Here is a 10,658-nt window from a genome sequence, read left to right on the forward strand (position 1 = left end):
GCCGGCGTGATCACGCGCGGCGCAGCCGCCGCCAGCCGATCACGACGCCGCTGACCGAGATCACCAGCCCGGCCAGCGACAGCACGATCACCACGACGTCCCATGCCGGCCGATGCGCGATCAGCACCGGGAAATCGAAACTGTGCAGCGCGTTGAACAGCCAGCGATAGACCCGGCGGCTGCGATCGCTGCGCCCCAGAATCTCGCCGGTCGCGGGGTCGAGGTGATACCAGGTTTGCGCGGGGTCGTCGAAGCCGGCGCGCAACACCGGCAGCACGCGCCGATGATGATGCGAGTACCAATAGGCGTCAGGCTCCTCCAGCCGCTGCCGCAGCGTCATCGTGGCGTCGGGCAGCAGCCGCGCCGCCGCGTCGAAGATCCGCTCCGGTGACAGCGTCCGCGATGCGCCGCTCGCCGGATCGGCCACGCTCTGCGATCCGTCGCGATGCGCCAGCAGCATCAGCGGCGCGCCGCCGACCCAGATGAAGCGCGCTTCGACGACGCCGGGCCGGTCGCGCGCGGGGAGTGTGGCCGCGATCGTCGGCGCGTCGTGGCCGGCATAGCGCTGCAGCGCCTCCCGACTGTCGCCGCGGCGCGCGAACAGGTCGAACGGATTGACCGACAGCCAGCCCGAGGCCATCCAGGTCAGCACCAGTACGCCGGCGACGAGGCCGGTCAGATGATGCCACGCCATCCAGCCGCGATACGGTGTGACCCGGCCCGACGCATAGCGCCGCCGCAGGCCGGCGCGCAGCAGCCCGATCCAGATCCCGCTGATCGCGACCAGCAGGCACGTCCCCGACGTCCACATCACCACCTGCCGCCACAGCGGCGCGTCCTGGCGCAGCACGGTGAGATAGATCCAATGCGGGATCGCGCCGAGCCAGTTCCAGACCCGCTCGTGCCGCGTGGTGTCGAGCACGATCTCGCCGGTCTTCTGCGAGACGTAGAGCTCGGTGCCGGCATCGTCGCCGAGCCCGATCAGGAACAGCGGCCGCAGCGGATCGAACCGCGCGGTGACGCTCCATTGGTCGCGATCGACGATGTCGAGCAGCACCGGCGCCACGGCGGCCGGATGATGCTGCGCGATCGCCACCGCCTGTTCGGCGTCGATGTCGCCGAGCACGCGGCCGTCGACGGCCGAGATCGCCTGCCGCCCGTCCGCGCCGGAGAGCCGGTACACCGGCTCGCCATTCTGCATCACCAGCCGCAATTCGCGCGGATAGCGCCGCAGCCCCGCCGCCGCCATCGCCTGATCAGGCGAGAGCCGGACCTCGCTGAAGGCGAGATCCGGCAGCGCCGCCCGGCGCTCCTTCGCGTCCAGATTCGGGAACGCGACATACATCATCACCACGCCGGAGACGAACCAGATCGCGAACAACAGACAGCACGCGATCCCGAGCCAGCGGTGGCCGAGATACAGCCACCGCTTCAGCCGCCGCACCACACGATGCATCGTCAGAACTTGACGTTGTAGGACAGCTCCGCGGTACGGGGCATTCCGAGGATCCACTGCGTGGTGCCGCCGGAGGTCGCGTAGATGGTGTCGAACAGATTGTAGACCCGCAGCGCAAAGGTCTGCTGCGCGTCCGGCTTCCACATCAGCCCGGCATTGACCACGTTGTAAGCCGGCCGCACCAGCGTGTTGGCATTGTCGGCCCAGGTGTCGCCGACGAGCTGCACGCCGGCATTGGCCGACCAGGCCGGCGCGAATGCCCAGGTCGCCCAGATGTTGCTGACGACCTGCGGCACGTTGGCCGGCACGTTGCCGGCGTAGTTCACCACCCGACCGCCGACCGCCTGGGTGAAGTCGTCGTATTTGGCGCGCAGCACCGCGACATTGGCGTCGAGCCGCAACGTGTCGGTGACCTTCAGGCCCGCCGACGCCTCGATGCCGCGCGAGGATTGCTGGCCGATCTGCAGCGGGTTGGTGTTGGACGGGTTCGACGGATCGCGCGCCAAGAGATTGTTCTTGACGATCTGATAGGCCGAAAGCGTCCATTCGGCGCGGCCGCCGGCGAGCTGCTGCTTGATGCCGACCTCGACCTGCTTGCCGGTCGACAGCGCGAAGTCGCGGTTGACGCCCGTCATGGTGATCAGATTGGTGACCGGATCGACCGCGGTCGAATATTGGCCGTAGAGTGCCAGATCCGGGATCGGATTGTAGACCAGCCCGGCGCGCCAGCTCGGCGCCGAATAGGTCTTCTCGAAACTGTTCGACGGCGTCACGAAATCGGTGCGCTCGACCGTCGGTTGATCGGACCGGACTCCCGTGACGACCGACAATTGTTCGGTCAGGCTGAGTCGGTTCTCGGCGAACAGGCCGTATTGCGTGGTCAGCGTATGGAAGCTCGGACGGGTCGAGCTCACCCAGAGAAAGCTGCCGGGATCGAAATTGTACGGAGTGACGGTGGACGTGCCGGAGTAGGGTGAATTGTTGGTGTGGCTGAAGGCGATCCGGTTGACGTCGAAGCCGGCGACGAATTCGTTGGCGAGGCCGAACAGATGGCCCTTGAAGGTCGCGTCGGTCCGGCTGCCGATCTGCTCCTGATCGTGGAAGATTTCGATATAGGAGCTGCGGTTGATGTTGCCGGTCGACGGGCTGTAGGCGTAGCTCTCGACGTCCTTCCAGTGCCGGTGGCTGCTGAGATAATAGCTGACGTTCTTCACGGAGACGCCGGGCGTGACGTCCCATTCGGTCTTGAGCTGGGTCCAGTTGTCGCGATAGCGGATGCTGCTGTCGCCGACATTGTAGTTCTGGAACCGCAGCGATTTGTCGATCTGGCCGCCCACCAGCGGCGTGCCGAAATAGCGCGACGGGCTGCGATCGGCGTAGTCCTCGCTCAGCGTGAAGGCGAGGTTGTCGGCGGCCTGCACCCGGATCGAGCCGGAGACCGCGACATTCGAGGTCTTGTCGCGATCGACCCAGCCGTCGGACATATTGCCGATCGCCGCCAGCCGATAGCTGACGTTCGGGTTGATCGGACCGCCCGAGTCGACCGCGAGCCGCCGCGTCAGATTGGTATCGAGCGAAATCTCGGCCTCGTTGCGCGGCAGCCAGAGCGGCTTCTTGGAGATCACGTTGATGGCGCCGCCGATCGCGCCCTCGCCGTACATCACCGAGGCCGGGCCGCGCAGCACCTCGATGCGCTGCGCCGTCCAGGTGTCGAACGGGAACGTCATGGTGCCCGAGCCGACATACATCCGCGTGCCGTCATACAGCGACATCACCGTGCCGTTGCCGCTGAAGCCGCGGGTGGCGAACGACAGCCCGCCATTGCCCGGCGCCGGACTCGCGGTGAAGCCGGTCGCGTTCTGCGTTACCGCGTCGGTCACATTGTGCTGGCCGCGCTCGGCGATGGTTTCGCCCTGGATGATTTCGACCGAAGCCGGCGTCTGCAGCGGCGTCAGTCCGAGCCGGCTGGCGCTCGATGCCACCGTGCCGAGGTTGAAGGTCGGCACCGCCGCGACGGCGGCAGACGGCGCCGCGGCTGCGGGCGCAGCCGTCGGGCGCAACGAGGGCGCCGCGGCCCGGCGCAGGCGCGACGAGCCGGCGGTCGATGCCGCCGCGCGCGGCTTGGCGGGTCGTGCGGTCTGACCTTCGACCACGATCGGATCGAGGCCGCGCGGCGCGGATTGGGCGTGGCCGGCAGCGGGCCACAGCAGAGCCGTCAAGGCAACGGAGGACAGCAGGCGGTTGCGCCTGGAGGCAATTCGGGAGGGGGACATCGAGGGACTCGCGGTTAACGTGGCACGTCACCGCAAGCCAAGGCCTTGCCGCAGCCGGACGGCCGCGGTTCGACACTCACCAGGACACCCCGCCCGATGCGCTCGCGTGTGACCACGAACGACGGCAGGTCTCCTGGCTCGCGGGTCCGTGCCTTTCACCGCCTTCCCAGGCGCGAGGCCCAGTGGCGTGTGGCGAAAGGCTCGCCGCTCACAGTTGCGGGGGCAGCCGCGGAATCGGATCGCACGCGACCCTCACCGCATTCCCTATTGATCCCTTGCGGGAACCGTCGGGCGCGACCGTAACGGAGGTGTCCGAACGCTGTCAACGAACGCGCCAAGTGTTATCCCATCCGCAAGGCCGAACGGGTCGGGCGATTCGTCGATGGCGTCGCGGTATTGGGGGGCCCTGGTTGCGAGACGTGAAGTTCCGTATATGCAATGTTATAACATTACGTTCACTGCCGGCAAGCCTTGCCACCCGAGATTTGAGCGATCCATTTCGGCCGGTATCAGAAAGACCCCCGAAGCTCCGGGCCGGGCATACCAAGAGGCGCGTCGGGTTCAGTCCACGCAAGCCCCGGGCGTCGCTTGGGAAAACAACAAATCCCCGATCGTCATTGTTTTTTCGCGTTTTTTGGTTATATTGCGTCGCAACGCGTGCAAGTGCCCGGCCCTCATTCGGCCGGGCCTGTTTTTTGGAATTGCCCCGCGCGTATCAGGCACAGGCAGATTGCGGCGCGCCGCGAAGGCGCCTTCCGCGGCTTGCCTGCGATCGCGCTGATGACCGGCAACCGGCCCGCAGGACACGACAGAGAACCCATGAACATCCGAAACATCGCCATTATCGCACACGTCGACCACGGCAAGACCACCCTCGTCGACAAGCTGCTGCAGCAGTCCGGCACCTATCGCGACAACCAGCGCCAGGTCGAGCGCGCGATGGATTCCAACGATCTCGAGCGCGAGCGCGGCATCACCATTCTGGCCAAGTGCACCTCGGTGGTGTGGGACGACACGCATATCAACATCGTCGACACCCCCGGCCACGCCGATTTCGGCGGCGAGGTCGAGCGCATCCTGTCGATGGTCGACGGCGTGATCGTGCTGGTCGACGCCGCCGAAGGCCCGATGCCGCAGACCAAATTCGTGGTCGGCAAGGCGCTGAAGCTCGGCCTCAAGCCGATCGTCGCGATCAACAAGGTCGACCGCTCCGACGCCCGCGTCACCGAAGTGGTCAACGAGGTGTTCGACCTGTTCGCCGCGCTGGACGCCACCGACGATCAGCTCGACTTCCCGATCCTGTACGGCTCGGGCAAGAACGGCTGGATGTCGGACAAGCCCGACGGCAACCACGAAGACGGCATGCGCCCGCTGTTCGAGCTGGTGATGAAGCACGTCCCGTCGCCGTCGGTCGAAGAAGGTCCGTTCCGTCTGCTCGGCACCATCCTCGAAGCCAACCCCTATCTCGGCCGCATCATCACCGGCCGCATCGCGTCGGGCACGCTGAAGCCGAACCAGAGCGTCAAGGTGCTGTCGCGAGACGGCAAGCTGGTCGAGACCGGCCGCATCACCAAGATCCTCGCCTTCCGCGGCCTCGAGCGCGTGCCGCTGGATATCGCCGAAGCCGGCGACATCGTCGCGATCGCGGGGCTCACCAAGGGCACCGTCGCCGACACCTTCTGTGATCCGTCGGTCGATACCCCGATCCAGGCCCAGCCGATCGATCCGCCGACCGTGTCGATGTCGTTCATCGTCAACAACTCGCCGCTCGCCGGCACCGAAGGCGACAAGGTCACCAGCCGCCTGATCCGCGACCGCCTGCTGCGCGAAGCCGAAGGCAACGTCGCGCTGCGCGTTGTCGAATCCGCCGACAAGGACGCGATGGAAGTCTCCGGCCGCGGCGAATTGCAGCTCGCGATCCTGATCGAGAACATGCGCCGCGAAGGTTTCGAACTGAGCGTGTCGCGGCCGCGCGTAGTGCTCAACCGCGACGAGAACGGCCAGCTGCTGGAGCCGGTCGAGGAAGTCGTGGTCGACGTCGACGAGGAGTTCTCCGGCGTCGTCGTGCAGAAGATGAGCGAGCGCAAGGCCGAGATGATCGAGATGCGCCCGTCCGGCGGCAACCGGCTGCGGCTGGTGTTCTACGCGCCGACCCGCGGGCTGATCGGCTATCAGGGCGAACTGATGACCGACACCAAGGGCACGGCCATCATGAACCGGCTGTTCCACAACTACCTGCCCTATCGCGGCGAGATCCAGGGCCGCCGCAACGGCGTGCTGATCTCCAACGATCAGGGCGAGGCGGTCGCCTACGCGATGTTCAAGCTGGAAGACCGCGGCCCGATGATGATCGAGCCCGGCTGGAAGGTCTACAAGGGCATGATCGTCGGCGAGCACACCCGCGACAACGATCTCGAGATCAACGTCCTCAAGGGCAAGCAGCTCACCAACATCCGCACCACCTCGAAGGACGAGGCGGTCCGCCTCACCCCGCCGATCCGGATGACGCTGGAAAAGGCGCTGGCCTATATCGAGGACGACGAGCTGGTCGAGATCACGCCGAAGTCGATCCGCCTGCGCAAGCGCCACCTCGACGCCAACGAGCGCAAGCGCGCCGAGAAGTCGAAGCAGGCAGTGGCCTGATCCGACAATTTCGAAGCCTCGAAGTCCTGAATTGCACAATGCCCGGCCCTCGCGCCGGGCATTGTCGTCTCGGCTGCTGAGAGCGACATCGAAGCGCCGTCATCGGCGTGGTAAGAACGCTGAACCATGTCTCAGCAACGCTTCCCCTCCTCCGTCGACGTCGCCATCATCGGCGCCGGCGCGGCCGGCCTCGGCGCGGCGCGCGCGCTGGAGAATTCCGGCCTGTCGGTGATCGTGCTGGAAGCGCGCGACCGGATCGGCGGCCGCGCCTATACGAAGATGGTGACGTCCGAGATCGCCTTCGACGTCGGCTGCGGCTGGCTGCATTCGGCCGACGAGAACTCCTTCGTCGGCGTCGCCGGGCAGCTCGGCATCGCCATCGACACCACGCATCCGCCGTGGAGCGAGCGCAGCTTCGGCGACGTGTTTCCGCCGCGCCAGCGCGCCTCCTTCAGCAAGGCGCTCGATGCCTTCTATGAGCGCGTCTGGCGCGCCGCGAAACGCAAGACCGATGCGGCCGCCGCAACCCTGCTCGACCCCGGCAACCGCTGGAATCCTATGATCGATGCGGTGTCGACCTACGTCAACGGCGCCGAACTCGACCGCATCTCGATCCACGACGTCGAGGCCTATCGCGACACCGGGGTGAACTGGCGGATTCGCGCCGGCTATGGCGCGCTGATCGCGGCCTATGGCGCGCCGTGCCCGGTCGCGCTGCACTGCGCCGTGAGCGTGATCGATCATGTCGGCCTGCAGGTGAGGCTGGAAACATCGCAAGGTCCGCTCACGGCGGGCAAAGTCATTATCACCGTGCCGACCAACCTGATCGCCGACGAGGCGATCCGGTTCTTGCCGGAGTTGCCCGACAAGGTCGAGGCGGCGCGCGGCCTGCCGCTCGGCGCCGACGACAAGGTGATGCTGAAGCTGTCCGACCCGAACGGCTTTCCCGCCGACGGCAATCTGCGCGGCGCCACCATGCGCGCCGCGATGGGGAGCTATCATCTGCGCCCGTTCGGCCTGGACTGCATCGAAGGCTTCTTCGGCGGCCGTTTCGCGCGCGAACTCGAAGACGCCGGCGACGGCGCCTTCGCCGCGCAGGGCATCGACGAGATCGCCGACCTGCTCGGCAACGACATCCGCCGCAAATTATCGCCGCTGGCGGAATCGCGCTGGACGCGCGACCCGTTCACGCGCGGCTCCTACTCGCACGCATTGCCCGGCCACGCCGGCGCCCGCGCCATACTGGCCGCGCCGGTCGACAACCGCCTGTTCTTCGCCGGCGAAGCCACCTCGCCCCACTTCTTCTCCACCGCCCACGGGGCAAGAGATTCGGGAGAGCGGGCGGCGCGGGAGGTGATGGCGCAGCACGTAGTAGCAGCGGCCAAGCTTGGGTGATTCGACCGCGGTCCGCGCAGCGGTGCGGTGCGGTGCGGTGCAGAACGATTCACGCGGCAGCTCCGCGCCCGCCCCCTGTCCGATTCCGGCACATCCCTGTCCGCGGTGATGCAGAAAGTCCACATGTTAACCGATAATTAACGTTGGACCTTGATGCCGCGCCCGCGACTTGCTTTGATCGGCGTCATGAGCACAACGCTGATCGAGGTTCGGCCGGCCAGGGCTGCGGATGCTTCCGCGGTCGCCGCCACCCATGACGAGGCCTGGCGGTCCGCCTATCAGGGCATCATCCCGGGCGCCGAGCTGGAAAAGCTGATCAACCGCCGCGGCCCGAACTGGTGGGACTCGGCGATCCGGAAGGGCAGCCGGGTCAGCGTTCTCTGCTTTGGCGACAAGGTCGCCGGCTACGCCAATTACGGCCGCAACCGCGCCCGCAGCCTGCATTTCGACGGCGAGGTCTACGAGCTGTATCTGCGGCCGGAGTTCCAGGGGCTGGGCTTCGGCCGGCGTCTGTTTACAGCGGCGCGGCGCGACCTGGTGCAGAGCGGCCTGAAGAGCATGGTGATCTGGGCGCTGTCGGACAATGAGCCGGCGACCGAGTTCTACCGCGCGCTGGGCGGCCGGATGGTGGCGCGCTCCTCGGAGCGGTTCGGCCAGAAGTCGCTCGACAAGGTTGCGTTCGCCTGGAGCAACTGACGTTTTGCGCTGGCGAACGGCGCAAGCTCGGGCTATTCGGGACGTCCCCGTAATCAATCACCCCGGAGTTCTCGATGCGCATTGACGCAATTCCCGTCGGCGTCAACCCGCCCCATGATGTCAACGTGATCATCGAGGTTCCGGTCGGCGGCGAGCCGATCAAATACGAGATGGACAAGGACGCCGGCACGCTGGTGGTCGATCGGTTTCTGTATACCGCGATGCGCTATCCGGGGAATTACGGCTTCATCCCGCATACGCTGTCGGACGACGGCGATCCGTGCGACGTGCTGGTCGCCAACACCCGCGGCATCGTGCCGGGCGCGATGATGAGCGTGCGGCCGGTCGGCGTGCTGTTCATGAGCGACGAGGCCGGCCACGACGAGAAGATCATCGCGGTGCCGTCGTCGAAGCTGACCCAGCGCTACGACCGGGTGAGGACCTATTCCGATCTGCCCGAGATCACGCTGCAGCAGATCCAGCACTTCTTCGAGCACTACAAGGATCTCGAGCCCGGCAAATGGGTGAAAATCCTGCGCTGGGGCGGCGCCGAGGACGCCCACAAGCTGATCCTCGAAGGCATCGAGCGGGCGAAGGCGGCGAAGGTCTGAGGCGCCGCCGGCCGCGGAGGGGACTGCGATGCGCCGGCTGCTGAGATGGATCCTCACTCTCGTGGTGGTGGCGATCATCGCGGTCGCCGGCCTCGCCGCGGTGCTGGCCTACAACACCTTTCGCCAGCCCTCGCGGCAGATCGACGTCGCCGCGGTGCCGCCGATCGCGGTCGACGAACAGGGCGCCGCCAGGCGCCTCGCCGAGGCGATCCGCTTTCCGACCATCTCCAACTTCCTCAACCCCGAGCAGGACGCCGACGCCCTGCGCGGGATGCAGGCGCATATCGCGGCGAGCTTCCCGGCATTCCACGCCGCCGCGACCCGCGAACTCGTGAACGGCAAGAGCCTGCTCTACACCTGGCAAGGATCGGGATCTGAGACCGCCCCGCAGGCCAAGCCGATCGCGCTGCTGGCGCATCAGGACGTGGTGCCGATCGCGCCGAAGACCGAACAGGACTGGCAGCATCCGCCGTTCGACGGCGTGATCGCCGACGGCTTCGTCTGGGGCCGCGGCTCGTGGGACGACAAGGGCAACCTCTACGCCATGCTCGAGGCCGCCGAGCAGATGGCGAAGCAGGGCTTCCGGCCGAAGCGGACGATCTATTTCGCCTTCGGCCATGACGAGGAAGTCTCCGGCCTGCGCGGCGCAAAGCAGATCGCCGACCTGCTGGCCGCGCGAAACGTCCGGCTCGACTTCGTGCTCGACGAGGGCCTGCTGATCACCGACGGCATCATGAAGGGCCTCGACCGGCCGGCCGCCCTGATCGGCGTCTCGGAAAAGGGCTACGCGACGCTGGTGCTGACCGCGCGCGGCACGCCGGGCCATTCCTCGATGCCGCCGCGCGACACCGCGATCGGGATGCTCGCCGCGGCGCTGACGCATCTCGAAGACAATCGCCTGCCGATGCGGGTGCGCGGCTCGGTCGCCGACATGTTCGACACGCTGGCGCCGGAAATGCGCGGCTTCAACCGCATCGTGCTGTCGAATCTGTGGCTTTTCAAGCCGCTGCTGCTGCGCGAATTCGCCAAGAGCGGCACCACCGAGGCGATGGTGCGGACCACCACGGCGCTGACCGTGTTCAACGCCGGCGACAAGGACAACGTGCTGCCCGGCATCGCCGAGGCCAGCGTCAACTTCCGGCTGCTGCCCGGCGACACCCAGGCCAGCGTCACCGATCACGTCCGCACCAGTGTCGCCAACGACCGGATCGCCATCCAGGGCTTCGAGGGCAATTTCGATCCGCCGCCGGTGACCGGCACCGCGGGCCCGTCCTACGCGGCGTTGAATCGGACCATCCGCGAGATCTTCCCCGACGTGGTCGTCGCGCCCGGGCTGATGATCGCCGCCACCGATTCGCGGCACTATTCGGCCGTGGCCGACAACATCTTCCGGTTCTCGCCGGTCCGCGCCACCTCCGAAGACCTCAAGCGCTTCCACGGCACCAACGAGCGGATCAGCATCAAGAACTACGCCGACATGATCCGGTTCTATGTGCGGCTGATCCAGAACACCGCGGGCTGAGCACACCATCTCCGATCCCCGCGGCGTCGGAGCATCACGCGCATCGTCATTGCCGGGTCGCC

Annotated in this window: 7 protein-coding genes and 1 riboswitch; of the genes, 5 read left to right on the forward strand and 2 right to left on the reverse strand. The window is 66.8% G+C overall.

The annotated features are described in order from the left end of the window. Window positions 1-10 precede the first annotated feature (10 nt). Complete coding sequence (locus tag ACTZWT_RS21550; protein WP_444771722.1) at window positions 11-1,456, reverse strand: PepSY domain-containing protein; 1,446 nt, start codon at window positions 1,454-1,456, stop codon at window positions 11-13. Between the two features lie 2 nt (window positions 1,457-1,458). Then, complete coding sequence (locus ACTZWT_RS21555; protein ID WP_444771723.1) at window positions 1,459-3,729, reverse strand: TonB-dependent receptor; 2,271 nt, start codon at window positions 3,727-3,729, stop codon at window positions 1,459-1,461. Between the two features lie 106 nt (window positions 3,730-3,835). Continuing rightward, window positions 3,836-4,033: riboswitch (cobalamin riboswitch) on the reverse strand. A 515-nt stretch (window positions 4,034-4,548) separates the two neighbouring features. Here ACTZWT_RS21555 and typA point away from each other — a divergent pair. The 5 genes from typA to ACTZWT_RS21580 all read left to right on the forward strand — a co-directional run bounded on the left by typA (window position 4,549) and on the right by ACTZWT_RS21580 (window position 10,596). Then, window positions 4,549-6,372 (forward strand): translational GTPase TypA, encoded by a 1,824-nt coding sequence (gene typA / locus ACTZWT_RS21560; RefSeq protein ID WP_444771724.1) that lies wholly within the window; start codon window positions 4,549-4,551, stop codon window positions 6,370-6,372. Between the two features lie 126 nt (window positions 6,373-6,498). Continuing rightward, entirely contained in the window at window positions 6,499-7,767 is a 1,269-nt protein-coding gene (locus tag ACTZWT_RS21565) for a flavin monoamine oxidase family protein (protein ID WP_444771725.1), read from the forward strand. Between the two features lie 186 nt (window positions 7,768-7,953). Continuing rightward, the gene (locus tag ACTZWT_RS21570) at window positions 7,954-8,463 is read left to right on the forward strand and encodes a GNAT family N-acetyltransferase (protein ID WP_322514667.1); all 510 of its coding nucleotides are present in this window, start codon (window positions 7,954-7,956) and stop codon (window positions 8,461-8,463) included. 74 nt (window positions 8,464-8,537) lie between these two features. Continuing rightward, window positions 8,538-9,074, forward strand: coding sequence for an inorganic diphosphatase (gene ppa, locus ACTZWT_RS21575; RefSeq protein WP_444771726.1), 537 nt, complete (start codon window positions 8,538-8,540; stop codon window positions 9,072-9,074). Window positions 9,075-9,102: 28 nt separating this feature from the next. Continuing rightward, window positions 9,103-10,596 carry a M20 family peptidase gene (locus tag ACTZWT_RS21580; RefSeq protein WP_444771727.1) on the forward strand — a complete coding sequence of 498 codons (1,494 nt, stop codon included), beginning with the start codon at window positions 9,103-9,105 and terminating at the stop codon, window positions 10,594-10,596. Window positions 10,597-10,658 lie beyond the last annotated feature (62 nt).

The sequence above is a fragment of the Rhodopseudomonas sp. NSM genome (genome assembly GCF_052445935.1).
Lineage (GTDB): Bacteria > Pseudomonadota > Alphaproteobacteria > Rhizobiales > Xanthobacteraceae > Rhodopseudomonas.